Consider the following 22,915-nt stretch of genomic DNA (forward strand, 5'->3'; position numbering starts at 1 on the left):
TTTCTTGCCGGTATCACGTAGCCTGCCTTCATGATTGATGTGGGGGCCTTGCGAGCACTGCGTTCCGTGGCGGCGCTGGGCACGGTGGCACAGGCCGCCGAAGAGCTCGGGTACACGGCTTCCGCTGTCTCGCAACAGATCAAGCGACTGGAGAAGCAGCTCGGGCTGGCGGTGCTCGCGCCCGCCGGACGCAAGGTGGTGCTGACCCCGGCCGGCCAGGTGATCGTCGACGCGGCGCCGGAGGTCTTCCAGGCGCTCGAACGGTGTGTCGCGGCAGCCCAATCGGTATCCCACGGAACCCCACGCGGCACGCTGCGGGTCGTGGCGTTCTCCACCGCCATCCGGGGACTGCTGGCACCGGCCGTCGCCGGGCTCATGACGCGCCACCCGGACGTGCACGTACGGATCGTCGAACAGGACCCGGACCAGGCGCTGCACAGTGTCGACGCGGGAACCGCCGATCTCGCGGTGGTCCACGACGCGGACGAACTGCCCACGCCGCTGCCGTCGTCGCTCACCCAGCGGCTGCTGCACACCGACGTGGGCGATGTGGTCATGCACCGCACCCACCCGCTCGCGGCCGGCGACAGCCCGCTGACCGGGCCCGACCTGGCCGGGCACGCCTGGGTGACGAGTCCACACGGCACGGTGTGCCACCAGTGGTTCCGCCGGCTGGTCGCCGACGTCCCCGAGGAGCCCGACGTCCGGCACCTGATCGACGACTTCTCCACTCAGCTCTCGCTGGTCGCCTCCGGCGAGGTCATCGCCCTGATTCCCCGCCTGGCCCGGCCGCCGCTGGGTGAGGGCCTGATCTGCCGGCAGCTGCGCCGGCAGCCCAAGCGCGAGGTGCACGCCGCGTGGCGGCGCAGTGCGGACGCGAGCCCGGCGCTGCAGGCACTGCTGTCGGAACTGAGTGGGCGGACCGAGACAGCGGCGGCCAGATGCGAAGGCGGTACGGAGGCGCCGTCCGGCGCGTGAATGTCGCCGACGCGTCAGCCGGCTCGGGGTAGCCGGTCAGTCCTCGACCGCGCAGACGATCTCGATCGCGGTGCCGAAACGTTCCAATTCCTCGACGCTCAGCCCGGCGAAATAGGGCTCGATGATCGCGCCGGTCAGCCGTTCGGCCTCGACCCGTTGTTCCCGCACCTCCGCCGGGTCCCGGAACGGACCCTTCCAGCCCATGCGCTCGGCATAGCCGGGTCCGGTGCGCGGCGGCGCGTGCGTCGCGGCCAGGACCGCGTCCAACGGGGTGAGCCCACAGGCGGTGATGGCGGCGATGTGCGCGGCGCCGCGGAGTTCGCGCAGCAGGTGCACGGTCAGGGCGGCCCGGGCGGGCAGCGACTCGGGAACGTCGAGTTGCCGCCAGCCCGCGAAGATGAGGCCGATCGCACCGGGTGCGGCGTCGACGATCCGGCGGCCCAGCACGTCGACCGTTTCCAGCAGGCCGGGGTCCCGGCCGGCGAGGACCCGATCGCCCCAGGCGGTGAGGACGTCCCGGTAGCGCAGCGCGACGTCGTAGTGCGTCAGCCCGTCCGGCACCCCGAGCCACGCCTCGCGCACCTTGTACAGCGGCTCGAATGCGATTGCGGCAGTGGCGACTTCGACCGGGCAGCTACCGAGCACGCCGGCCCGGCCGACCACCCAGAACTGAGCCCCGGAGCCGAAGCCCAGGTCCACGCCGTAGCCGTCGGTCGATTTCGCCAGCATCCAGCTGCGTGTGTACAGCTGGATCGGTTCGACGATGCGCTCGACGATGTCCGCGGCGGTGGTGGTTGCCATGGCGGCCTCTCTGTTCGTGCCGGCGCCCGGTGGATCGGCGGACGCCCTGTCGTTCATTCGGGTGCCAGCCAGGCTTGCAGCACTTCGGCCAGCTGCACCAGGTCCGAGATCGCGATCCGCTCGGTGGCCAGATGCGCCTGCTCGATCGAGCCGGGTCCGAAGACGACGATCTCCTCGGCCGCGCCCGAATACCGCAGCGCGTTGGTGCCGAACGGCGCCACCGTCGGTTCGGTGCCGCAGGCCCGGGCCAGGAACTGGACGAATTCGCTGTCCGGGGATTGGTAGAAGGCGGTCGGCCCGGGCTTGCCGTCCGGCGCCTTCAGCAACGGGACGACCTCGCAGGGCACCGGGCAGGCCGCCCGGGCGATCTCCGTCAGCTGGGCCACGATCTCGGCGGGTTCCTCACCGGGAACGAGACGGCGACCCACCGTGATGGTGCACCGGTCCGGGATCACGTTGGAGCCGGAACCACCGGATATCTCCGTGACCGACACCGTTCCGTTCCCGAGTTCCGTTGTGGCGACCAGGGTTCGGAGCCGCTCCTGCTCCGCCGTGAAAGCCGCGATCACGGGCGCCATCGCCTCGATCGCGTTCACTCCCAGATCGGGGCGCGCCGAATGCGACGATACACCCCGTGCGGTCACTTCGACCAGCACCAAACCCTTGAGCCCGTGCACCGGACGGAACTCCGTGGGCTCGGCGACCAGCATCTGGTCGATCCACAATTCCTGCTCCGCGATCCACTCCCGGAACCGGGTGGCACCGAGCAGGCCGCCGGCCTCCTCGCTCACCGTCCCGGCCACGAGCAGGGTGGGCTCCGGCCGCAGGCCGTCGCGGTGCCACACGCCGAGCAGAGCGAGCAACACCCCCATCGTGGCCTTGGTGTCCAGAGCGCCACGGCCCCAGACGAATCCGTCCTCGACGCGGCCGTCGAACGGCGGATCGGTCATGTTCTCGACAGTGACGGTGTCGGTATGTACGTCGATCACGACCAGACGGTCGGTGCGCCCCGGGAACCGGGCGTAGACGTTGGGCCGGCCCGGACGCACCTCGTCCAGCACGACCGAATCGGCGCCGCAGGCCCGAAACCGATCGGCCAGCACGGTCGCGATCGCCTGCTCACCGGCCGGGCCGTGCGCGTCGCCGCGAGGCCCGGCCTGCAGCGTATTCACGCTGGGGATGCGGACCAGCGCGGCGACTGCTTCGGCGAGCGTGCGGCCGTCGAGCCAGACTCGGGTGGAACTAGGCTCCGGCATTGCTTTCCCGCTCGGCCATCGTCAGTTCGTAGAGCTTGCCGGCGAAATCGAACTCCGCCTGGGTGTCGATGTCGACGGTCATGTTGGTGGCCTCGTGCCACATCGGGCGCGCACCCACCAGACCGATCGTCGTGGCCACCTCCCGGGTCATGATCGAGCAGGTGAAGCCGAGCATGTAGTAGGTCGGCAGCTGCTGCGACGGCTTGTGCCAGCGCCCGAATCCGAAGCCCATCGGATTGAAGTTCGGGTCGAGCAGGTAGTCGCGGATCGGGTAGACGGTCACGATCGAGTCCGCCCCCGCCGCCGGATCCCGGGACTCCCAGGCCTTCACGACGGCGGCGTGGTCGTCGAACAGCGGATCCGTTGCGTGACACCACATCACGTCGTCGTCGCCGGGCAGCTGGGCGCACACCTGGTTGACCACCGACTGGAACGGGTAGGTGTTCTCGGTGAGGTGGCGCTCGCGCGACAGGAACGACGCACCGTACTTGTCGGCCACCTCCCGGGTCGACTCCTCCTCCGAGGACAGGTACACGTCGCTGGGGTCGTCGGCGATCGCGGTCAGCTTGGTGACCAGGATGTCGAGCAGCGAGAGGCCGTTCGCGAAGGGGCGGAAGTTCTTGTCGGGCACCCGATTCGACGAGCGCTTGGCGGGGACGACGTACTTCATGTGATCCTCTTTTCCCGAGGGGCCAGGGGCTCGGCGCACCGTCCGGCCCGTGACGGTCGATGGCGCCGCGACCGGTAGCCGCGGCCCGACATTGAGCCGCAACCGCTTGCGGCGCTGCATGATTCGGAACTCAGACCGTGGCGGCCCAGTCCAGGACGATCTTCGTGACCGGCTCGGCCGCCTTGGCCCACCGGAGATGGTCGAGCGGTGCGCCGGCGGCCTCCGTGGTGAGGTGCTCGCGCCGGATAGAAGCCGAAGTGAGTGTGCTGGTGAGCTTCTCGACGACGGCGGGTGGAGTGAAGGTATCACCGTCCACGGTGAGGACGAGGGTCGGCAGCGTGATGTCGGCCAATCTTCCGGTGACCTCGAGGGCGGGCGGGAACTCGCCGGTCCAGCTGGTGTGCGCCCAGTCGCGCATCACACCGGCGGACTGCCGCCCGCCGAAACCCCAACCGGGCCAATAACCCAGGATCCCGCTGCCGGCCTGAACCATCGTGCGCAGCAGATGCGCCTGCCAGCCCTGCGACCCGTAGGCCCGCCAGTGCGGCATCCCGGAGGCGACGAGCACCAGCCCGTCGACATCGTCGCGGCCCGACCGAGCCAGGTGCATCAGGCAGATCTGACCGCCGAGCGAATGGCCGAGCAGGAAGGTCCGGCGGCCGGTCCGGTGTTCCGCCACCGTCTCCAGGACCGCGCCGAGATCATCGGCCAGATCGGCGTAGCCGTAACCGGATTCGCGCCCCGCGGGCGGCGTGCTCGCGCCGGTGCCCCGCAGGTCGGCCACCGCGACGGCCCGTCCCGCGTCGCACAGCGCCTCCGCGAATCGCCCGTAGTACCGGGCCGGCACCCCCATCGCGGGCACGATCACCAGCAGGTCGCCGGCTTCCGGGCGGTCGTAGTACTGGACCGACAAACGGTCGGTGCCGCGATCGACGAGTAGTTGCACGGTCACGAAATCTACTCGGTCACAAGGATTTGCACCGGATAGCACGCGAAAACGCGCAGGTCATCCCACGAATCTCGCTGCGACACGGGCAATCCGGCCGGTCGTATGCGCTCGCCGACAACGCAAATCGCCCCCGGCACCGGGACGGCGCAGGGGGCGAAAAGCGAAACTGTTGCGGCGGAGCTACTCCGGTCTCTGAGTGAGGATCCGCGGACCGTCCTGGGTGACGGCCACGGTGTGCTCCCAGTGCGCGGCCCGGCTGCCGTCGGTGGTCACGACCGTCCAATCATCGGACAGGGTCTTGGAATCCGTCGTCCCCAGCGTCAGCATCGGCTCGATCGCCAGCACCGAACCGACCACGAGCTGCGGGCCCTTCCCGGGCGCGCCCTCGTTGGGCAGGAACGGGTCCATGTGCATCTCGCGGCCGATGCAGTGACCGCCGTAGCCGTCGACGATGCCGTAGGCCCGACCGTGCAGCTTCTCGGCGGCGCGGGTGCCCAGCTCGATGGCATGCGACACGTCGCTCAACCGGTTACCGGGCACCATCGCCTCGATACCGGACTCCATCGACAGCCGGGTGGCCTCGCTGAGCTGCTCGTCCGCCTCACTGATCGTCCCGATCCCGAAGGTCCAGGCCGAATCGCCGTGCCACCCGTCCAGGATCGCACCACAGTCGATCGACACCAGGTCGCCTTCGGCCAGCACCTCGGCCGCCGTCGGGATCCCGTGCACGATCCGGTCGTTCACCGACGAACAGATCGAGGCCGGGAACCCGTGGTAACCCAGGAACGACGGGATCGCGCCCGCCTCCCGGATCACCTGTTCGGCAACCTCGTTCAACTCCAGAGTCGAAACGCCCGGCTTGGCCGCCGCACGCACGGCGACCAGGGCCCGGCCTACCACCGCACCCGCGGCGGCCATCGCGTCGAGCTCACCGGAGGTGCGGAACGGCACCACCTTCTTCTGCTTACGGCCGAAGACCATCCGTCAGTGGCCCAGCGCCGCGACGATCCGGTTGTTGACCGACTCGACCTCGCCGACACCGTCGACGGTGACGATCAGGCCGTCGTAGTGCACCAGCAGCGGCTCGGTCTCGGCCCGGTACACCCGCATCCGGTTGCGGATAACGTCCTCGGTGTCGTCCTCCCGGCCGCGGGCGAGCATGCGCTCGACCACCAGGTCCTCGGGGACCTCCAGGCTCACCACCGCGTTCAGCGGCTGCTCGTGCTCGTCGAGCATCTTCTCCAGCGCCTCGGCCTGGTCGACCGTGCGCGGGAAACCGTCGAGGATGAAGCCCTTCGCGGCGTCCGGCTCCGCGATCCGCGACTCCACCATCCGGTTGGTCACATCGCTGGGTACCAGGTTGCCCGCGTCCATGTACTGCTTCGCCTCGAGCCCGAGGGGGGTCTCCGCGGCGATGTTCGCGCGGAACAGATCACCGGTGGAGATCTTCGGGATACCCAGACGGTCGGCGAGCAGGTCACCCTGCGTGCCCTTGCCGGCACCCGGTGGTCCTAGCAGTACAAGTCTCACTTGAGGAACCCTTCGTAATTTCTGTTCATAAGCTGGCTCTCGATCTGCTTGACCGTATCCAGACCGACACTCACGATGATCAGCACCGAGGTGCCACCGAACGGCAAGTTCGTGGCCCCGCCGCCCGCTGCGCCGATGTGCAGCAGCAGGTTCGGCAATACGGCCACGGCACCGAGGTAGATCGAGCCGGGCAGGGTGATGCGGCTCAGCACGTAGTTCAGATAGTCGGCGGTCGGCTTACCGGGCCGGCGGCCCTCGAGATGACCACCGAACATCTTCATCTCCTCGGCGCGTTCCTCCGGGTTGAAGGTGATGGCGACGTAGAAGTACGTGAAGAAGACGATGAGCGCGAAGTAGATCGCGACATACACCGGGTTACCCGGGTTCACCAGGTATTTCTGAACTTGTTCCTGCCACCAGGCCGGCTTCCCCGAGGTCTTCTGGGTCAGCTGGGCCACCAGGTTGGGCAGGTAGAGCAAAGAGGAGGCGAAGATGACCGGGATGACACCGGCCTGGTTCACCTTCAACGGTAGGTAGGTGGAGGGGCTGCCGTACATCCGCCGGCCGACCACCCGCTTGGCGTAGATGATCGGGATGCGCCGCTGGCCCTGCTCCACGAAGATCACGGCGACCAGCAGCACGAACACCGCGAACATCACCAGACCGAAGATCAGGCCACCGCGGCTGTCGAGGATCTGCTTGCCCTGGCTCGGCAGCCGGGACGCGATACCCGCGAAGATCAACAGCGACATGCCGTTACCGACACCACGCTCGGTGATCTGCTCACCGAACCACATGACCAGGGCCGCACCCGAAGTCATGACCAGCACGATGATGATCATCCCGAAGATGCTGGAGTCGGCCAGGATCGGTGTCGGACAGCCGCGCAGCAGCTGGCCGCGCGAGGCCATCGCCACCAGACCGGTGGCCTGCAGGACCGCGAGCGCGATCGACAGGTACCGGGTGTACTGGGTCATCTTGTTCTGGCCGGACTGGCCTTCTTTCCGCAGCTCCTCGAAGCGCGGAATGACCACGGTCAGCAGCTGGATGATGATGCTCGCCGTGATGTAGGGCATGATGCCGATCGCGAAGACCGACAGCTGCAGCAGTGCACCACCGGAGAACATGTTGATCAGCTGGTAGATACCGGCCGAGTCACCGCCGTTGACGATGTCGATACATTTCCGGATAGCACCGTAGTTGACGCCGGGCGAAGGCAGCGAAGCACCGACTCGATACAGCGCGATCAGGCCCAGCGTGAAGAGAATCTTCCGCCGTAAGTCCGGGGTCCGGAAAGCCGACACGAAGGCGGAAAGCAAGGATCCTCCTGGCTAACGACATGGGGGCGGGCGACGTCGGTCACCCCGTCGCGGAATGACCTGGCAGACATCACTGTGCACTGTAACAGCGACGCCGGACGGGCCGTCGACCCGTCCGGCGCTCACTGCGATGGTGAAAGGTATCAGCCCAGCTCAGTGGCGGTGCCACCGGCAGCGGCGATCTTCTCCTTGGCGGAACCGGTGAACTTGTCGGCGGAGACCGTAACGGCCACACCGATTTCGCCGTCACCGAGGACCTTCACCAGCTCGTTCTTGCGAACGAGGCCGGCAGCGACCAGCTCGGCCTTGCCGATGGTGCCACCCTCCGGGAAGACCCGCGCGATGTCGGCCACGTTCACGACCTGGTACTCCGTGCGGAACGGGTTCTTGAACCCCTTCAGCTTCGGCAGGCGCATGTGGATCGGCATCTGGCCACCCTCGAAGCGCACGGGCACGTTCTTACGCGCCTTCGTACCCTTCGTACCGCGACCAGCGGTCTTACCCTTGGAACCCTCACCACGACCGACCCGGATCTTGTCCTTCTTGGACCCCGGAGCGGGCTTCAGGTGGTGGAGCTTGATGACGCCGCTCATGCGTCTACCTCCTCAACGGAAACGAGGTGGCGCACAACGTTGATCAGCCCGCGGTTCTGAGCGTTGTCCGGGCGGACGACACTCTTGCGGATGCCCCGCAGACCCAGGGTCCGCAGCGAGTCCCGCTGATTCTTCTTGGCGCCGATCGAAGACTTGACCTGCGTAACCTTCAGTTCTGCCATGTCAGACTCCCTGTCCCGCGCGCGCACGCAGCATGCCCGCAGGAGCGACGTCCTCGATCGGCAGACCGCGGCGAGCGGCAACCTCTTCGGGACGCTGCAGCTGCTTGAGCGCGGCCACGGTCGCGTGCACGACGTTGATGGCGTTGTCGCTACCGAGCGACTTGGCCAGGATGTCGTGGATACCGGCGCACTCCAGCACGGCACGCGCCGCACCACCGGCGATCACACCGGTACCGGGCGAAGCCGGACGCAGCATGACCACACCGGCAGCCGCCTCACCCTGCACCGGGTGGGTGATGGTGGAGCCGATCATCGGGACGCGGAAGAAGCTCTTGCGAGCCTCCTCGACACCCTTCTGGATGGCCGCGGGAACTTCCTTGGCCTTGCCGTAGCCGACGCCGACCAGACCGTTGCCGTCACCGACGATCACGAGGGCGGTGAAGCTGAAGCGACGACCACCCTTCACGACCTTGGAGACACGGTTGATCGCGACTACGCGCTCGAGCTGGTTCTTCTCGGCCTGCGACTGCTGGTCGCGACGGTCGTCGCGACGACCGCGACGCTCGCCCCGGCCGCCTTCGGCACCGGTGGCGTTTCCATTCTGTCCGGCGGGTCCGTTTCCGCCGTCACGCCGCTGACGTCCCGGCATCAGACGTTCCCTTCGTTCATACGCATGTTGTTGGTCATCAGAACTTCAACCCACCTTCGCGAGCAGCATCCGCCATGGCGGCGATCCGGCCGTGGTAGGTGTGGCCACCGCGGTCGAACACCACGGCCTCCACACCGGCGGCCTTCGCGCGGGCGGCGATCAGCTCGCCGACCTTGACGCCCTTGGCGGTCTTGTCGCCCTCGACGGCCCGCACGTCGGCCTCGATGGTCGAGGCGGAGGCGAGGGTCTTGCCGACCGAGTCGTCCACGAGCTGAACGTGGATGTGCCGCGCGGAGCGGAACACGATCAGACGCGGGGTCTCGGTGGTGCCGACGACCTTCTTGCGCAGACGGAAGTGGCGGTTCGCCTTGGCGATCCGGCGACGGGTCGACGCGTCCTTGCCGATCGGCTTACGCGCGGCCTTCTGAGCTTCGGTACGAATGTCTTTCGCCATGGCTTACTTACCCGTCTTTCCGACCTTGCGGCGAACGACCTCGCCGGCGTAGCGGATGCCCTTGCCCTTGTACGGGTCGGGCTTACGCAGGCCGTGGATCACCGCGGCGATCTGGCCGACCTTCTGCTTGTCGATGCCCGAGACAGAGAACTTGGTCGGGGCCTCCACCGCGAAGGTGATGCCTTCGGGGGCGGCAACGGGGACCGGGTGGCTGTAGCCGAGGGCGAACTCGAGGTCCGAGCCCTTCTGCTGCACACGGTAACCGACGCCGAAGATCTCCATCTTCTTCTCGTAGCCCTTGGTGACACCCTCGATCATGTTGGCGATCAGGGTGCGGCTCAGGCCGTGCAGGCTGCGGTTCTGGCGCTCGTCGTTGGGACGCTGCACCTCGAGTTCGCCGTTCTCGGCCTTGACGACGGTGATCGGCTCGGCGACAACGTGGGTCAGGGTGCCCTTGGAACCCTTGACCGTCACGTTCTGGCCGTCGATGGTCACCTCGACGCCGGCGGGAACGGTGATCGGCTTCTTACCGATACGCGACATGTTCCTACCTCCGGTTACCAGATGTAGGCGAGGACTTCCCCACCTACACCTTGCATCTTGGCCTGACGGTCGGTGAGCAGGCCCTGGGACGTGGAGATGATCGCCACGCCGAGGCCACCCAGCACCTTGGGCAGGTTGGTGGACTTCGCGTACACACGCAGACCGGGCTTGGAGACACGGCGGATACCGGCGAGCGAACGCTCCCGGCTGGGGCCGTACTTCAGGTCGACGACCAGGGTCTTGCCGACGGTCGCATCTTCGGTGCGGAAGTCGGCGATGTAGCCCTCGCGCTTGAGGATCTCGGCGATGTTCGCCTTGATCTTCGAGTGGGGCGACTTGACCTGGTCGTGGTACGCCGAGTTGGCGTTACGCAGACGTGTCAGAAAGTCTGCGATCGGATCAGTCATGGTCATGGATTGACCGTTACCTTCCTCGTCGCGGTTCCCATGCAGCGCCGCCTCAGGGCAGCCGTGGGCCTACGACAACGGGGGTCGGTCCGGCCGGAGTGTTCTCGGCCGGAGGAAACGCTGCTGCTCGCGCGACACGCATGCGGACATGGCGCTGCCCGAGCAACCGGTTCAGTGTAGGCGAGCCCGCAGGTCAGGGCCAAATCGGGTTCCCGTGGGGACGGCCACACCGTCGCGGCGCTCACCGCGAGCGCCGCCCCACGCCCCGCCGACCGCCTCGGCGGGCCGGTTTGCCGTGGCTGCGGCCCGGCAGGCCTCGACGATCGCGGCGGCCAGGGCGGCCGGACCGCGGGCGTACGCGTGGTCGTCGATGACCAGGGACCGCAGCACTCCATTGTCGTCCAGCTCGACCTGGATCGGGCCGGCGCAGCCGGGCTCGGCAGACGCCAGGTACGCGTCCGGACGGCGGACCGGCGCGAGCATCTCGGGTCGGCGGACCGGGCGGCGTTGAAGGGACGGCATGGTGTCCGGGCGCAGCACGGGCAGGAATGCGGTGGGGTGTTCGATCAGGATGCCGACCTGCTCGCCGGCTGCGGGGTCGGAGGCGTCGGCGGAACCCAGTACCGCGGAGACGGAGTCGGACACTGCGGCCGGGGCCGGCGTGGGCAGTTCCGGTGCGGCCGTGGCCTCGATGGTCAGGCCCGCGGCGATGGCGGCAGCCTGAACGCTGGTGGGCGCGTTGCCGATTCGCACGGTGACGGTCAACTGGACCAGGTACTGGTGGCCGCCGTTGTCCACCACCACGTAGCGGGTGTGCGCGAGCAGTCGCCGGCCATCGGCCACATAGGTGCCGGCGATATCGGCGGACGGAAATCCACAGCAGCTCCAGGTGCCGGTCCAGGTTTCGTGCCATTCCGGCATATTGCGCGAATCAGCATAGGCGTATTTGAGTAGTTCCGTGGGAACGACCGGCCGCGACAACCGTCCGACCACGACGACCGCATTGTCGGCCCACTTCACCCCGTGCGGCTCCGGATCGGCCGCCCACACCTCGTAGGCGGCCGGGAACACGACCTCGGAAACTTCTCGCCATTCCCGCGGCACCGGCACGGTGACCACCGGAACGTCGTCGACCTCCGGCCGGACCGGGCTGCTGGACACCCCCTCGCCCGCGAGAAAGTCGGCGATCGTCCGAGTTTCCGGAGCTACCCATTGCGTAATTGTCACAACAGTCCCGTTCCTCTCGTTGAATCAGCACAAACACCCGATGTCCCGAAAATCGGACAATTGCAGAGAATTACGTGGCCCCCGCACTGAGATACCCGCGGAACAGCATGTCGAAAAGCTGTTCAGCAAATATCTCGCACATTTCTCCGGCACTACTTTTCCACAGCCCGCGCCGGCCGGGACCGGAACCGATCAGCTTGCTCGAGTGCGAACGATCCGCCACCGGTGGACGGCCCGGTCGGCGCCACGGGAGGCGAACAACGCACCGTCCGGGCCCGGGCCCAACCGAGGGCTCGGGAGCGGGCAAATGCCGCGGCACGGCCTGGGGCACAGACGAATACGGTGAGGGCACACACGCGGACAGCGACCCCGACTCCCGCCCGGAAACGACAGCGGCGGGTGGCGATGCGGCTACCGGCGCAACGGTGACGAATCCGGCGCGATCGGCGAAGGCTGTGGCTACAGTCGGGCGATGATCTTCGCCCTCGCCTTCGCCGGCCTGCCGATGGCCTTCTGGGCCCTCGGGGCCCGGACCGCGTGGGGGCGGTTCATCGGGGTGCTGGCGTTCGCGGGACTGGCTGCGGCCGAATGGGAGTCGATCACCGGGCGGTGGGGGCAAGTGGGCCAGGGCGCCGGGGCATTGCTGTTCGCACTGCTCGCTCTCGCCCTCGCCATCAGTGCACCGTTCCTCGAGGTGCGCTACCTGCGGGTCCGCTCCGAGCCGTCCCGCAGCGCCGACACCCGCATCTTTCTCGGGCAGTCACTGGGCTTCGCCTACTCCGCGTTGATCATCCTCGGGTTCGTCGCGATGATCCTGATCGTCACGCTCTGAGTACCGGATAACGACCGGGTGGAACGGGATCCGCGCAAAAGCCCGCCCGGGCCCGGCGCTCACTGCGGTCCGGGCGGTGATCTTTGTTCTCGTGTTCGCGGGTGCCGCTGGTGCCGTGGCCGGCGGACACGAAGTCTCGCTCAGGACTGGACGAAGACCTGGATCGAGGTGATTTGGGTTGTGCCGGTAGCGAATTCGATGAAAGCTACGCCGGGTCGGCCATCGAGTTCGATGCTGGCCGAGACGACATGGCCAGCGGCGATCAGCTTGTTCCACTGGAGGGTTCGGGCACGGTTCGTGAATTCTTCTGCAGTGACGCGGGTTCCGGCGAGTTCGAGGGCGGCGCCGCGGGTGGCGAGGCGGATCACGCGGTCCAGGTCAGCGGCGGCGACCGCAGTGAAAAGCTCTTCCACTGCGGCTTTTCCGCGCTTGCCTACACCGGAGAGACCGCGCATCATGCCTGCTGTGCCGCTGAGGCCCTGGTTCTTTATCAGCAGGCCACCGAGTTTGGTCCCGGCGCCCAGACCACGGACGCCGGTTCCCATGAGCTTCAGGATCATCGGGCCGAGTTCCCAGTGCGCGGCGAGCCGCTCGATCCGGTGCGTCCCGTCCACCTCGACCAGGTCGTAGCGCAGGTGCATGGGTACCACCACTGCGGCGCCGGTCGACATCGTTGTCCGAATCGTCAAGTCCCGCACCACAACCGGGGCGCTGACGATGTCGTGTTCGACGGTGAACTCGATGGTGTTCGGCGCGATGAACGTGTCGTAGAACCGTTCGATCGCATCGCGCCCGATATGGGCCCGCGCCCCCACGGGGTCCGATACCTCCGCACCGTCGTGGAACAGCCCGACCCACGCGGCACGATCATGCGCGGCCACCGCACGAGGTGAGGCCTGGACAGCTTCCAGAAGCGCGGCAGCGGTGGAGTCCAGCGGCATGGCGTGGCCCTTCGAGTCGGATACAGCTACCCGACAATAATAGAACCGGTTTCAGTTTCCCGTGACCGGCACGACCCCATTCGATCAGCGCCCGCCGATAGCCGGGTTGCCGCGCCGGCATCGGCCGACTCCAACGCCGAAAGCCCTGGGCACAGCGAATGCTGTGACCAGGGCTTCTCAGGCTGAAAGACCTACCGGATTACCAGGAGGACTTGTGCACGCCGGGCAGCTCGCCCCGGTGCGCCATCTCGCGCAGGCACACGCGGCACAGGCCGAACTTGCGGTAGACCGCGTGCGGCCGGCCGCAGCGCTGGCAGCGGGTGTAGGCGCGAACCGCGAACTTCGGCTTCGCGTTGGCCTTGTTGATCAGAGCCTTCTTAGCCATGTGCTCAGTTCTCCTTGAACGGGAAGCCGAGGTGACGCAGCAGGGCGCGGCCCTCTTCGTCGTTGGTCGCCGTGGTCACGACGGTGATGTCCATACCGCGCGGACGGTCGATCTTGTCCACGTCGATCTCGTGGAACATCGACTGCTCCGAGAGACCGAAGGTGTAGTTGCCGTGGCCGTCGAACTGCTTCGGCGACAGACCACGGAAGTCACGGATACGCGGCAGGGCGATGGAAACCAGGCGGTCCACGAACTCCCACATACGGTCGCCACGCAGGGTGACCTTGGCACCGATCGGCATGCCCTCACGCAGCTTGAACTGCGCGATGGACTTGGTCGCCTTCCGGATCTCCGGCTTCTGGCCGGTGATCAGGGTGAGGTCGGCGACGGCGCCGTTGATCAGCTTGGCGTCACGGGCGGCGTCACCGACACCCATGTTCACGACGACCTTCACGATGCCGGGGATCTGCATCACGTTGGCGTAGTTGAATTCGCTGTTCAGCGCGTCCTTGATCTCGGCGCGGTAGCGCGCCTTCAGGCGGGGCTGAACCTTCTCGGAAGTAGTCATGCTCAGATGTCCTTCCCGTTGCGACGGGAGATGCGGACCCGCTTGCCGTTCTCGTCGGTGCGGTAGCCCACGCGGGTCGGCTTGCCGTCGGAGTCGACAACCATGACGTTGGACGCGTCGATGGGCGCCTCCTGCGTGACGATGCCGCCGGAGCTGGCGCCACGCTGGTTCGCGGAGTTCGCGACGTGCTTCTTGATGCGGTTCACGCCCTCGACCAGAACCCGGCCGTCCTTCGGGAAGGCCTGGATGACCTTGCCCTTGGCGCCCTTGTCCGGACCCGAGATGACGATGACCGTGTCGCCCTTGTGCACCTTCATGGTTACAGCACCTCCGGGGCCAGCGAGACGATCTTCATGAAGCGCTTGTCACGCAGCTCACGGCCGACCGGGCCGAAGATGCGGGTACCACGCGGGTCGTTGTCCGCCTTGATGATGACGGCGGCGTTCTCGTCGAACTTGATGTACGAACCGTCGGCGCGGCGGCGCTCCTTGACGGTGCGCACGACGACCGCCTTGACGACGTCACCCTTCTTGACGTTGCCGCCGGGGATGGCGTCCTTCACGGTGGCGACGATGATGTCACCGATGCCGGCATAGCGACGCGACGAACCACCGAGCACGCGGATGCAAAGGATTTCCTTGGCACCCGTGTTGTCGGCGACGCGCAGCCGCGACTCCTGCTGAATCACTTCAGCTCCTCCTAGACCTGGACGTGATGCGCGCCGGATTGCCGACCCGACGAGCATGGTCAGTTGCCCTCCGAAGGCACCCAGAAAGGGCACGACACGCGCGCCTGCCAGCGGTTTTGTGTGATCGAGACGATCACCGCTGGGGGTTCGCGGCCGGAGCGCGGGCACAGATGTCCCGCAGGCAACCGGCTCAGTCTAGCGAAACCCCAGGTGGCGACCAAATCAGGGCCGAGCGGGCGGGCCGGCCACCACGACCGTGGGGGCGCGGACGCCAGGATCCAGCGCGGCACAACAGGTTCGGCTAGCCTCGGTCGGACGAAACCCCGCCCTTGGGAGAGGATCCGCCTGTGCGACCGTCCGATCGTCCGGCCCAGCCGAACCGCCGCGCCTTCCTGACCGCGCTCGGTGTCGTGCCGGTGTCGCTGGCGCTGGCCTCCTGCAGCACCGGTTCCAGCAGCAAGGCGCCGACCGGACCCGACCTCTCCCAGGTCGACGACGCGGTCCGCCTGCAGGACGACCTGTACCGGCACATCAACGGCAAGTGGCTCGACTCGTTCCAGCTGCCGCCGGACAAGACCTCGGTCAGCACCTTCAGCGATATCGACGACCATGTCCAGGACCAGCTGCGGGCGGTCCTCGACAAGATCCACGATCCCAAGGACGGCACCGACGAGCAGCGGATGCGTGACATCTACGACGCGCGGATGGACACCGCGGCGTTCGACACTCTCGGCATGACCCCGCTGCAGCCCTGGTTCGACAAGGCCGACCAGGCCGTCACCCGGGCCGACCTGGCGAAGCTCATGGGTCAGATGCCGATCGCCGGCGTCGTCGGCATCGGGGTGAGCATCGACGCCAAGGACTCCACCAAGTACGTCCCGGAGATCTCCCAGTCGGGGCCAGGTATCACGGCGAAGTACTACAGCGACCCGGCCTTCGCCAAGTATCTGGCCGCGTACCGCACCCTGTTGCAGGCGCTGGCGACCGGCGCGGGCTTCCCGGATCCGGCGGGTACCACGAACCGCCTCATCGACCTGGAGACCAAGATCGCGGCCGCGTTCTGGGATCCGACCAAGACGCGCGACGCCGACCTCACCTATAACCCCATGAGCTGGGATCAGCTGGTCGCGTTGGGGCCCGGATTCGACTGGGACCCGTGGCTGGCGGGCACCTCGAACCGGCCCAAGGAACTGTTCGCCCGGGTCGTCGTGGGTGAACCCTCGTTCATCACGGCGATCGCCCGGATCTGGACCGAGACCGACGAGGCGACCTGGCGCGAATATCTGAAGATGGCGATGCTGCGCAAGTACGCGAAGTATCTGAAGAAGGACCTGTCCGACGCCAACTTCGAATATCTGAAGGCCACGACCGGTGTCGCCGAACGCCCGGAGCTGTGGAAGTCCGCGGTCGGCGCGGTCGACAACTATCTGGGTGAACCGCTGGGCAAGCTGTATGTGGACGCCTATTTCCCGGCCGATGCCAAGAACCGGGCCAAGGATCTGGTGAACAACCTGCTCGCGGCCTATCACGAGAATTTCGCCAACTCCAGCTGGATGTCGCCGGCGACCCGGGACGCGGCCATCGCGAAACTGAACAAGATCACCGTCAAGATCGGGTACCCCGACAAGTGGCGGGACTATTCCGGGCTGAAGATCACCCGGGGCAAGCTGATCGAGTCCGTGATCGCGGTCGAGCTGTTCGAATCGCAATACTCGATGAACAAGCTCGGCAACCCGGTCGACAAGTCCGAATGGGGAATGACGCCGCAGACCGTCAACGCGTACTACGAGGCCAGCTCGAACTCGATCAATTTCCCGGCCGGCATCCTGCAGGCCCCCGCCTTCGACAAGGACGCCGCGGCCGCTGTGAACTACGGCGCGATCGGCGCCATCATCGGCCACGAGATCGGGCACGGATTCGACGATCAGGGCTCGAAGTACGACGGCGACGGTAATCGGGTCGACTGGTGGACCCAGCACGATAAGGACCTGTTCCAGGCGAAGGTGAACCAGCTGATCGCCCAGTACAACGGCCTGGTCCCGGCCGGGCTCGGCCCCGACCAGCACGTCAACGGGCAACTCACCGTCGGTGAGAATCTCGCCGACCTGCGGGGTCTGATGATCTCGCTGGCCGCCTACCGGATCGCGGAGAAGAAGGACGACCCCGACTACACCGCCATGTTCCAGTCGTGGGCGCGGTACTGGCGGGAGAAGCAGACGCCCGAGGCCTTGGAGCAGCAGCTCGCCAACGACCCGCACTCGCCCGGCGAGTTCCGCTGCAACCAGGTGGTGCGCAACCTGCCCGAGTTCTACCGCACATTCGGGGTGACGCCCTCGGACAAGTTGTTCCTGGCCGAGGACCAGCGGGTCTCGCTCTAGCAGCCGCCGGTCAGCGCGGCACCTTGGCGGTGAGCTTGCTGCCGTTGTCGTTCTTGACCAGGCAGGACACACTGGAGTCCAGGTCGAACTGCTTCTTGTTGGCCGGGTAGTAGTAGAAGATCCGCAGGTCGTCGAGGGCGGGGCTGTTGGCCAGCGCCTTCTCGATGTTGTCGGTGCACTTGGTGTCAGCCTGGGTCTCGGCGTCGGTGCTGCTGACCCAGGTCCCCGGCAGGTTGAAGGTCGAGATGACCTCGCCGTCATGGGGTTCCGTGCAGGGCAGCACCTTCACGTCGGTGACCCGGACCGCTTCCTGGATGCCGTCGACACAGTCGCCGACGTGCAGGTCGGTGACCTGCTGGGTGCCGCCGGTGGTCACCGAACCGGACGCGTCGCGGCTCGGCTCGTGGGCGCGGATGTAGAAGACGCCGATCGCGCCGACGGCCACCCAGACCAGGGTCAGCAGCATGCCGGCGATGGCCAGGCCACGGCCGCGCTGCCCGCGCGACCGGATCTGGCCGAGCGCGACCAGCCCGAAGATGAGCGACAGGCCACAGCCGCCGATCAAGCCGAAGATGAAGGAGGCAACGGCGAACCCGTTCATTTTCCCCTGCTGGCCCGGCGGATATCCGGGTGCCGGATAGCCGGGAGCCTGGCCGTAGGCAGGCTGCCCCCAGGGCTGCTGCGGCTGGCCGGCCGGCGGGTACGGGCCGCCCTGTTGCGGATAGCCCTGCGGCGGTTGCTGGTTCGGATACACCTGATTCCCTCCCGAAACACACTGCGGGCCATCCGGCACCACGGCGCCGATGACTGTACCGCCGGCGCCGCGGCAACGCAGTCGGCCGTTGCCCCGGCTGGGGACCCGCGCCGCCCCGGCCGATAGCCTGGCGGGGATGAGACGCAGGCAGACGCCGCCGCTGCCGAAACGGCACGGACTGGACCCGGCCCGGCTCAGGATGCCGGAGGACGGGCACTGGGCGACTGTCCGCGACCATCTGGTGGACCGGCTCCCCCGTGTCGCGCCGCAGCGGATCGATCAACTGCTGGCCGCGGGCGACATCGTCGATCTCGCTGGTCCGATCGCCCCCGACGCGCCCTATGTCCCCGGTGGCGCGATCTGGTTCCACCGCGATCTGCCGGCCGAGACGCCCGTCCCGTTCGACCTAGACATCGTGTACCGCGACGACGACATCGTCGTCGTGGACAAGCCGCACTTCCTGTCCACCATTCCGCGCGGGCAGCACATTCTGGAGACCGCCCTTGTGCGGCTGCGCGGCAGTTTGGATCTGCCCGAGCTGATTCCCGCCCATCGGCTGGACCGCGCCACAGCCGGGCTGGTGCTGTTCGTGGCGAACCCGGCACTGCGCGGGGCGTACCAGACGCTGTTCCAGCAGCGCCGGGTGCGCAAACAGTACGAGGCCGTCGCCCGGCACGATCCGGACCTGGACCTGCCGCGCACCATTCGTAGCCGAATCATCAAGGAGCGTCAGGTAATTCGCGCTTTCGAGGTAGACGGTGAGCCGAACGCGGAGACGTTGGTGGAACTACTGGAACACCGCGGCGGAATGGGCCGCTACCGGCTGTCCCCGCATACCGGGCGCACTCATCAGCTACGAGTTCATATGAACGGCTTGGGAATTCCGATTCTGGGTGACGACTTCTATCCCGAACTCACCGAGAAACCGGTCGACGATTTCACGCGTCCACTGCAATTGCTTGCTGCCACACTGGAATTCGATGATCCGGTATCGAAGCAGCCGCGGCGTTTCGAGACCGGCCGCACCCTTGCCGCCTGGCACGATCCGGCGTCGTGGGCCGCTGCGCCACGCACTGCCGGCTGACCGCTCACCCGGCACACCTGCGACACGACCCGAACGAATGTTCGCCTCGCCATTGACCCTGCCCGCCGCTGCCCATTAATCTCTGAACGATCACACATGTGTTCGATCGAGCAACCGCAGCAAGGACACAGACCCGCGGGAAGTAACTGACGCAACCGGTTTCGATGGGATACCCACCGGGCGTGTCGGAGCCCGCCGAGTGGAGCGAGGCCATGGAACACACCAGTGCGATACCTACTCCCCCGCCCGGTGACGGCCCGGGTGACGCCGATATCCACGCGCTCGCCCAGCGAGTAGCGGTGGCCCGCGGCAAGATTCCGCTGCAGAGCGACCCGGCCCTGTTCGAGGAGCTGTCCGAGTCCGAGATCGTGGCCGAACGCAAACTCGCCGAATGGGCTCGCGCCCAGCGCCGGGAGCAGCGCAAACGGGCCCTCGCGGCGGAGCTCGCGAGCGAGCGGCGCGACCGCAAGGTCGCCATGGAACTGGACCGTGCCGACGACGCCGACGCCCGCTGGCATCGGCGGGCGCTCGCCGCGCGGCGGCGGGTCGACAGTGCCGATGCCCGGCTGGCTCAGCTGTACCGCCGCGCGGAGTGGTCCTCGCGCGCGCTGATCGGGGTCGTGGTGCTCGGCATGGTCTGGGCCGGAGTCAACGTCCAGCACAATCTGGTGCCCAGCGGCGATATGCACGACCCGCTGTACTGGCTGAGTTACGGCTTCGAGGCGATGATCTCGATCCCGATCATCACGATCATGGTGGTGGCCACCACCGCCGCCCGTTGGGGCCGCGAAATCGACCGTGGCAAGGTCGTTTTCCTCGAAGCCGCACTGCTCGGCGTGACCATCGCGCTGAACGCGGGCCCGCACCTGGCGCGCGGCGCCACCGCGCATGCCGCCGAGGCCGGGGTCGCCCCGGTCATGGTGGGGGTGGTGATCTGGTTGCACGCCTGGGTATCCGCCCGGTACGCGCAGCTGATCGAGGGCCTGCCGGTCACCGAGCCGAGCGAGGACGTGCGGCGACGCGAGTCGTCACGGGTCGCGCCGGCCGACTATCGGGCCGAGGCGCCCGCCTTGCCCGCCGCCTCGCCCGAGATACCGGTGTACGCCGGTCGGCCGGTGTACGGCCCCGAGCGGCTCGGCGCGGCCGCGCCGACTGCCCTCGCGACCGCCGTCCCGTTCACCCGCCTGGATGCCGCCACGCCGCGGCACTCCGAACCCGCCCGGCCACCGGTCAACGGCCATGCGGTCACGCACCGGCACAACGGGTTCCACGGCACGGACGGTGCCGAGTCCGAGGGTCACATAGTGGCCTCGGCGACGACTTCTGAACCTGCTGCCGCACCTGCCGGCAGTGACGTGGCCGCACCGGCCACCGAATCGGGCATCGCCGGGCCCGTCGTGTCCGCACCGGCCCCATCCACCGACACCGCCACGACCTCGGTGACATCGATCCGGTCCGACGACGCTGCCGCATCCGTGACACCGATCGATGCCGCCGCAGCGGCTGCCACGGCCCCCGTCGAGCCCGCCGCGTCGGTGGCGCCGCTCGATTCCCGCCGCGCGGACCCGACCACCGCGGCCCCCACCGCGCTGGACGACACGATGATCGCCGAGCTGATCCGGATGGTCACCACCCGGACCGACGACGCCGCGGAACCCGCACATGAAAAGGCCCGGCCCGAGCCGGAACTCGACCCGGAGGCAACCGAGCCGAGCGATCCCGCCGAGCCGATCCGCCGTCCGGCCCGGCGCGCGACGGTAGACACCGCGCAGTACGTGCTGGACACCGTCGCGGCTCCGGTCGCTCCCGCACCGCGCCGGACACCCGTCCGCCCGCTGACCGTGGTGCCCGCTCAGGACACCCCACACGCCCGGCCCGCGGCTCGCGCACCGGAAGCACAACAGCCGCGGGAGCCGCAGCGCGCCCCCGCGCCGCAACCGCTGCCCATCCCCGCCGACACCCTCGTGCACAACGGTGACGCCGAGATCGAAGGTGTGGAGGTGTGGGCCGTCGCCCGCGAGATCTCCGAACGGGGCCTGTCCGGCCTGCCCGTCGATCAGCTGGCCGAGATCCTCACCCTGGCCGACCAGTCCTGGACTCCCGCCGGTATCGGCGCCGAAGTCGGTATGTCGGGGTCGGCCGTCCTGCGGATCCTCGAGGCCGCCCGCCGGCTCCGGCCGCACGCCATCAGCGGATAGGCATCAGGCCGCGGCGGCCAGGCGGAGGCGTTCGGCCACCTCGTTGAAGATGTAGAAGTTGGGGATGGTCGCGACCGGGGCCAGGGACTTCCACTGACCAGCGACCTTGATCCGGACCAGGTCGTGGCGGGCGTCGATGGTCTGGACGTCTTCCCAGCGATAGACCTGGTCGCGATGGGTGAGATCGTCCAGATGCAGGGCGAGCTCACCGAACTCGACACGTTGCTCGGCATCGATCGCGGCTACCACCTGCGGCAATTGGGTTGCGGTCACAGCGGATTGAATGATCGGCGTCCATTCCCGGGCACCTTCGAAGGTCTCGTCGATCTGTGTCGGCGCTCCGGACGGGCCGCTCAGCGTGATGGCGTAGTCGGTGCTGGCGGTGGCGGCCTGCTCGAACGGAATGGAGCGCTGATGCACCTGCACCGTGTCCCAGCGGTAGGCCACGACCTCCTCGCCGCGGTGATAGACCGTCAGCCCCGACTCGAACAGGTCGAGCCGGGCATCGCGACCGGCACCGCCACGGGCGCGCACGACGGCGACCGCCGCCGGCAACAGTGCCACCGAGCCGAGCGCGAGACCGCCACCTACCGAACCCGCGGCCAGGCAGATCGCGCCGATCAGCGTGAGCCCGCCCGCTACGATCCCGCAGCCACGAACCACGGTGTCGCGGCTGGCGGGTGCGGCCTGATAGGTGCGGCGATGAACGCCGAGTTGCTCGTGCTCGGCCATCAGGCGAATCAGCTGTGACAATGGGACCGTGCGCCGGCTCTCGGTTCCCGGGCTGTCACCCGCCAGCGTGTTCGTGCTGGTCAATCTTGCCTCCAGACAGCGGATTTCTCCGCGCAGCGTATGCGACCTGCTTCCGCTTCGCTACCGCAGGTACCGGAAAGATTCGTCGCACGCGTCAATCCCCCTCCCGCCCGGACCGTGATCTTTCGCCGCGAGCTCACCAGAGATGTTCGCGTACTTGATCTATCCTGATCGCAGGCGATCACCGCGCAGCGCAGCGTTCGTCGAAAGCGTTCGACGGCAACTACATCCGCTCCGGCGCAGTCGCGACGAGCTACGAGACCAGGAGAAATCTCATGCGCCTCAGCCGAATCACTGCCGCGATCCTCACCTTCGGCGCCGTTGCCACGCTGGCGCTGGCGCCCACCGCGCCGGCCGCCACGCTCGACAGCGGATCGGCCACCGGCACCTGCGCGGCGGCCCGTACCCCCACCGATTACCTGTTCCTGCGCGGCGCCTACCTCGATACCGCCGCGTGCGACGCCCAGGACGGCGGCATCCAGATGGCGCTCGCGGACTGCCAATGGCTGGACGACAACGGCAACACCCCTGACACCAGAGCCGAACTCGCGCACCAGAACTCGGCCACCGTGCAGTACCCGTTCACCTTCATCACGGCGGCCATCAACGCCTACTGCCCGCAGTACCGGTACGGGCTGTAGCTGCCGGCTAGCGGATCCGGTCACGTTCGCGGCGCCGAACCGCGAGCACCTGCGCGACGGCCGCCGGCCACTGGG

Annotated in this window: 27 protein-coding genes; 6 read left to right on the plus strand and 21 right to left on the minus strand. The window is 67.6% G+C overall.

Annotated features, from left to right (window positions below; translation table 11 throughout):
- Window positions 1–30: 30 nt before the first annotated feature.
- On the plus strand, window positions 31–978 hold the full coding sequence (locus EBN03_RS17020) for a LysR family transcriptional regulator (RefSeq protein WP_122189003.1): 948 nt from the start codon (window positions 31–33) through the stop codon (window positions 976–978).
- A gap of 36 nt (window positions 979–1,014) precedes the next feature.
- On the opposite strand, the gene EBN03_RS17025 is transcribed toward EBN03_RS17020, so the two are convergent.
- The 14 genes from EBN03_RS17025 to EBN03_RS17090 form a co-directional block, all read right to left on the minus strand.
- The gene (locus EBN03_RS17025; protein WP_147471618.1) at window positions 1,015–1,779 is read right to left on the minus strand and encodes a helix-turn-helix domain-containing protein; all 765 of its coding nucleotides are present in this window, start codon (window positions 1,777–1,779) and stop codon (window positions 1,015–1,017) included.
- A 53-nt stretch (window positions 1,780–1,832) separates the two neighbouring features.
- On the minus strand, window positions 1,833–3,035 hold the full coding sequence (locus EBN03_RS17030) for a M20 family metallopeptidase (RefSeq protein ID WP_122189005.1): 1,203 nt from the start codon (window positions 3,033–3,035) through the stop codon (window positions 1,833–1,835).
- Complete coding sequence (locus EBN03_RS17035; protein WP_158675654.1) at window positions 3,022–3,705, minus strand: cytidylyltransferase domain-containing protein; 684 nt, start codon at window positions 3,703–3,705, stop codon at window positions 3,022–3,024. Before EBN03_RS17035 ends, EBN03_RS17030 begins: the two co-directional genes overlap by 14 nt.
- Window positions 3,706–3,835: 130 nt before the next feature.
- Window positions 3,836–4,657, minus strand: coding sequence for an alpha/beta hydrolase family protein (locus tag EBN03_RS17040; protein WP_199742814.1), 822 nt, complete (start codon window positions 4,655–4,657; stop codon window positions 3,836–3,838).
- A gap of 177 nt (window positions 4,658–4,834) precedes the next feature.
- Window positions 4,835–5,635, minus strand: a complete 801-nt coding sequence (gene map, locus EBN03_RS17045) for a type I methionyl aminopeptidase (RefSeq protein ID WP_122189008.1) — start codon at window positions 5,633–5,635, stop codon at window positions 4,835–4,837.
- A gap of 3 nt (window positions 5,636–5,638) precedes the next feature.
- Window positions 5,639–6,184: an adenylate kinase gene (locus tag EBN03_RS17050; RefSeq protein WP_122189009.1), complete on the minus strand. Its 546-nt coding sequence runs from the start codon at window positions 6,182–6,184 to the stop codon at window positions 5,639–5,641.
- Entirely contained in the window at window positions 6,181–7,503 is a 1,323-nt protein-coding gene (gene secY / locus EBN03_RS17055; RefSeq protein ID WP_122189010.1) for a preprotein translocase subunit SecY, read from the minus strand. Before secY ends, EBN03_RS17050 begins: the two co-directional genes overlap by 4 nt.
- A gap of 143 nt (window positions 7,504–7,646) precedes the next feature.
- Window positions 7,647–8,096 carry a 50S ribosomal protein L15 gene (gene rplO / locus EBN03_RS17060; protein WP_122189011.1) on the minus strand — a complete coding sequence of 150 codons (450 nt, stop codon included), beginning with the start codon at window positions 8,094–8,096 and terminating at the stop codon, window positions 7,647–7,649.
- Window positions 8,093–8,278, minus strand: a complete 186-nt coding sequence (gene rpmD / locus EBN03_RS17065) for a 50S ribosomal protein L30 (RefSeq protein WP_199742816.1) — start codon at window positions 8,276–8,278, stop codon at window positions 8,093–8,095. Before rpmD ends, rplO begins: the two co-directional genes overlap by 4 nt.
- Window position 8,279: 1 nt before the next feature.
- Window positions 8,280–8,927 (minus strand): 30S ribosomal protein S5, encoded by a 648-nt coding sequence (gene rpsE, locus EBN03_RS17070; protein WP_122189013.1) that lies wholly within the window; start codon window positions 8,925–8,927, stop codon window positions 8,280–8,282.
- 37 nt (window positions 8,928–8,964) lie between these two features.
- Entirely contained in the window at window positions 8,965–9,381 is a 417-nt protein-coding gene (gene rplR / locus EBN03_RS17075) for a 50S ribosomal protein L18 (RefSeq protein WP_122189014.1), read from the minus strand.
- A gap of 3 nt (window positions 9,382–9,384) precedes the next feature.
- Complete coding sequence (gene rplF / locus EBN03_RS17080) at window positions 9,385–9,924, minus strand: 50S ribosomal protein L6 (RefSeq protein ID WP_122189015.1); 540 nt, start codon at window positions 9,922–9,924, stop codon at window positions 9,385–9,387.
- 14 nt (window positions 9,925–9,938) lie between these two features.
- Window positions 9,939–10,337, minus strand: a complete 399-nt coding sequence (gene rpsH / locus EBN03_RS17085; protein WP_122189016.1) for a 30S ribosomal protein S8 — start codon at window positions 10,335–10,337, stop codon at window positions 9,939–9,941.
- Window positions 10,338–10,502: 165 nt separating this feature from the next.
- The gene (locus EBN03_RS17090) at window positions 10,503–11,558 is read right to left on the minus strand and encodes an LpqN/LpqT family lipoprotein (RefSeq protein ID WP_122189017.1); all 1,056 of its coding nucleotides are present in this window, start codon (window positions 11,556–11,558) and stop codon (window positions 10,503–10,505) included.
- Between the two features lie 472 nt (window positions 11,559–12,030).
- Between EBN03_RS17090 and EBN03_RS17095 the strand changes: the two genes are divergently transcribed.
- Window positions 12,031–12,390 carry a hypothetical protein gene (locus EBN03_RS17095; protein ID WP_122189018.1) on the plus strand — a complete coding sequence of 120 codons (360 nt, stop codon included), beginning with the start codon at window positions 12,031–12,033 and terminating at the stop codon, window positions 12,388–12,390.
- Window positions 12,391–12,530: 140 nt separating this feature from the next.
- Here the strand turns inward: EBN03_RS17095 and EBN03_RS17100 are convergent, their stop codons facing one another.
- From EBN03_RS17100 to rplN, 5 genes are all read right to left on the minus strand, one after another.
- Window positions 12,531–13,331 (minus strand): nuclear transport factor 2 family protein, encoded by an 801-nt coding sequence (locus tag EBN03_RS17100; RefSeq protein WP_122189019.1) that lies wholly within the window; start codon window positions 13,329–13,331, stop codon window positions 12,531–12,533.
- A gap of 199 nt (window positions 13,332–13,530) precedes the next feature.
- On the minus strand, window positions 13,531–13,716 hold the full coding sequence (locus tag EBN03_RS17105) for a type Z 30S ribosomal protein S14 (RefSeq protein WP_029923637.1): 186 nt from the start codon (window positions 13,714–13,716) through the stop codon (window positions 13,531–13,533).
- 4 nt (window positions 13,717–13,720) lie between these two features.
- A complete protein-coding gene (rplE, locus tag EBN03_RS17110; RefSeq protein WP_122189020.1) occupies window positions 13,721–14,284 on the minus strand; it encodes a 50S ribosomal protein L5 in 564 nt (187 codons plus the stop codon).
- 2 nt (window positions 14,285–14,286) lie between these two features.
- Window positions 14,287–14,601 carry a 50S ribosomal protein L24 gene (gene rplX, locus EBN03_RS17115; protein WP_122189021.1) on the minus strand — a complete coding sequence of 105 codons (315 nt, stop codon included), beginning with the start codon at window positions 14,599–14,601 and terminating at the stop codon, window positions 14,287–14,289.
- Between the two features lie 2 nt (window positions 14,602–14,603).
- The gene (gene rplN, locus EBN03_RS17120; RefSeq protein ID WP_122189022.1) at window positions 14,604–14,972 is read right to left on the minus strand and encodes a 50S ribosomal protein L14; all 369 of its coding nucleotides are present in this window, start codon (window positions 14,970–14,972) and stop codon (window positions 14,604–14,606) included.
- Window positions 14,973–15,319: 347 nt separating this feature from the next.
- Between rplN and EBN03_RS17125 the strand changes: the two genes are divergently transcribed.
- On the plus strand, window positions 15,320–17,350 hold the full coding sequence (locus tag EBN03_RS17125) for a M13 family metallopeptidase (RefSeq protein ID WP_122189023.1): 2,031 nt from the start codon (window positions 15,320–15,322) through the stop codon (window positions 17,348–17,350).
- Window positions 17,351–17,360: 10 nt separating this feature from the next.
- On the opposite strand, the gene EBN03_RS17130 is transcribed toward EBN03_RS17125, so the two are convergent.
- A complete protein-coding gene (locus EBN03_RS17130) occupies window positions 17,361–18,104 on the minus strand; it encodes a DUF4190 domain-containing protein (protein ID WP_122189024.1) in 744 nt (247 codons plus the stop codon).
- Window positions 18,105–18,240: 136 nt separating this feature from the next.
- Between EBN03_RS17130 and EBN03_RS17135 the strand changes: the two genes are divergently transcribed.
- Window positions 18,241–19,188: an RluA family pseudouridine synthase gene (locus EBN03_RS17135; protein WP_122189025.1), complete on the plus strand. Its 948-nt coding sequence runs from the start codon at window positions 18,241–18,243 to the stop codon at window positions 19,186–19,188.
- A gap of 212 nt (window positions 19,189–19,400) precedes the next feature.
- Window positions 19,401–21,386 carry a hypothetical protein gene (locus tag EBN03_RS17140; RefSeq protein WP_147471619.1) on the plus strand — a complete coding sequence of 662 codons (1,986 nt, stop codon included), beginning with the start codon at window positions 19,401–19,403 and terminating at the stop codon, window positions 21,384–21,386.
- 3 nt (window positions 21,387–21,389) lie between these two features.
- Here the strand turns inward: EBN03_RS17140 and EBN03_RS17145 are convergent, their stop codons facing one another.
- Window positions 21,390–22,202, minus strand: coding sequence for a DUF6585 family protein (locus tag EBN03_RS17145; protein ID WP_233608432.1), 813 nt, complete (start codon window positions 22,200–22,202; stop codon window positions 21,390–21,392).
- A 272-nt stretch (window positions 22,203–22,474) separates the two neighbouring features.
- On the opposite strand from EBN03_RS17145, the gene EBN03_RS17150 reads away from it, so the two are divergent.
- Window positions 22,475–22,840 carry a DUF732 domain-containing protein gene (locus EBN03_RS17150; RefSeq protein WP_122189027.1) on the plus strand — a complete coding sequence of 122 codons (366 nt, stop codon included), beginning with the start codon at window positions 22,475–22,477 and terminating at the stop codon, window positions 22,838–22,840.
- Window positions 22,841–22,915 lie beyond the last annotated feature (75 nt).

Origin of the sequence: Nocardia stercoris, from assembly GCF_003696265.1 — a bacterium.
GTDB lineage: Bacteria > Actinomycetota > Actinomycetes > Mycobacteriales > Mycobacteriaceae > Nocardia > Nocardia stercoris.

Bases quoted from the DNA above. Each gene is read 5' to 3' on its own strand.
- EBN03_RS17030 (WP_122189005.1), bottom strand. From the start codon at position 3,035: ATGCCGGAGCCTAGTTCCACCCGAGTCTGGCTCGACGGCCGCACGCTC.
- EBN03_RS17020 (WP_122189003.1), top strand. From the start codon at position 31: ATGATTGATGTGGGGGCCTTGCGAGCACTGCGTTCCGTGGCGGCGCTG.
- EBN03_RS17035 (WP_158675654.1), bottom strand. From the start codon at position 3,705: ATGAAGTACGTCGTCCCCGCCAAGCGCTCGTCGAATCGGGTGCCCGAC.
- rplE (WP_122189020.1), bottom strand. From the start codon at position 14,284: ATGACTACTTCCGAGAAGGTTCAGCCCCGCCTGAAGGCGCGCTACCGC.
- rplF (WP_122189015.1), bottom strand. From the start codon at position 9,924: ATGTCGCGTATCGGTAAGAAGCCGATCACCGTTCCCGCCGGCGTCGAG.
- rplR (WP_122189014.1), bottom strand. From the start codon at position 9,381: ATGGCGAAAGACATTCGTACCGAAGCTCAGAAGGCCGCGCGTAAGCCG.
- EBN03_RS17140 (WP_147471619.1), top strand. From the start codon at position 19,401: ATGGAACACACCAGTGCGATACCTACTCCCCCGCCCGGTGACGGCCCG.
- rpsE (WP_122189013.1), bottom strand. From the start codon at position 8,927: ATGCCGGGACGTCAGCGGCGTGACGGCGGAAACGGACCCGCCGGACAG.
- rpmD (WP_199742816.1), bottom strand. From the start codon at position 8,278: ATGGCAGAACTGAAGGTTACGCAGGTCAAGTCTTCGATCGGCGCCAAG.
- EBN03_RS17135 (WP_122189025.1), top strand. From the start codon at position 18,241: ATGAGACGCAGGCAGACGCCGCCGCTGCCGAAACGGCACGGACTGGAC.
- EBN03_RS17095 (WP_122189018.1), top strand. From the start codon at position 12,031: ATGATCTTCGCCCTCGCCTTCGCCGGCCTGCCGATGGCCTTCTGGGCC.
- map (WP_122189008.1), bottom strand. From the start codon at position 5,635: ATGGTCTTCGGCCGTAAGCAGAAGAAGGTGGTGCCGTTCCGCACCTCC.
- EBN03_RS17150 (WP_122189027.1), top strand. From the start codon at position 22,475: ATGCGCCTCAGCCGAATCACTGCCGCGATCCTCACCTTCGGCGCCGTT.
- EBN03_RS17100 (WP_122189019.1), bottom strand. From the start codon at position 13,331: ATGCCGCTGGACTCCACCGCTGCCGCGCTTCTGGAAGCTGTCCAGGCC.
- rplX (WP_122189021.1), bottom strand. From the start codon at position 14,601: ATGAAGGTGCACAAGGGCGACACGGTCATCGTCATCTCGGGTCCGGAC.
- EBN03_RS17105 (WP_029923637.1), bottom strand. From the start codon at position 13,716: ATGGCTAAGAAGGCTCTGATCAACAAGGCCAACGCGAAGCCGAAGTTC.
- rpsH (WP_122189016.1), bottom strand. From the start codon at position 10,337: ATGACCATGACTGATCCGATCGCAGACTTTCTGACACGTCTGCGTAAC.
- rplO (WP_122189011.1), bottom strand. From the start codon at position 8,096: ATGAGCGGCGTCATCAAGCTCCACCACCTGAAGCCCGCTCCGGGGTCC.
- EBN03_RS17025 (WP_147471618.1), bottom strand. From the start codon at position 1,779: ATGGCAACCACCACCGCCGCGGACATCGTCGAGCGCATCGTCGAACCG.